This window comes from Streptomyces sp. A01 (assembly GCF_059026195.1).
The window spans coordinates 1-480 of record NZ_JBWLKN010000124.1 but is presented as its reverse complement, the minus strand read 5'-3'; the positions used below and the strand labels follow the sequence as shown (position 1 = coordinate 480).

Genomic DNA, 480 nt, shown 5'->3' with positions numbered 1-480 from the left:
CGGGCATCTCCTCCTTCGGCGTCAGCGGCACCAACGCCCACCTCATCCTCGAACAACCCCCCACCCCCACCAAACCAGCCGACCCCACACCCCCCGACCAGGACAACAACAACCACGAACCCGTCCTCAAGCCCGTCCTCAAGCCCGTCGTCGTGCCCTGGCCACTCTCCGCCCGCGACGACAACGCCCTCCGCGAGCAAGCAACCCGCCTCCGAGCACACCTGCACCACCACCCCGAACTGGAACCGACCGACGTCAGCTGGTCCCTGACCACCACCCGCACCCAGTTCAACCACCGCAGCGTGATCCTCGGCCACCACCGCGAAGAACTCCTCGACGGCCTCCACGCACTAGCCTCCGACGAACCAACCACAAAGGTCATCACCGCAACCGTCCGCCCACTCGGCAAAACCGTCTTCGTCTTCCCCGGCCAAGGCTCCCAATGGGCAGGCATGACAGCCGACCTCCTGGACACCTCAC

General features: G+C 66.2%; 1 protein-coding gene. It reads left to right on the top strand.

All coding sequences use genetic code 11. The annotated features are described in order from the left end of the window. Positions 1-480 (top strand): CurL C-terminal domain-containing protein (locus AC5P1B_RS35815; protein ID WP_493892218.1); only part of this gene is annotated, 480 nt, incomplete at both ends.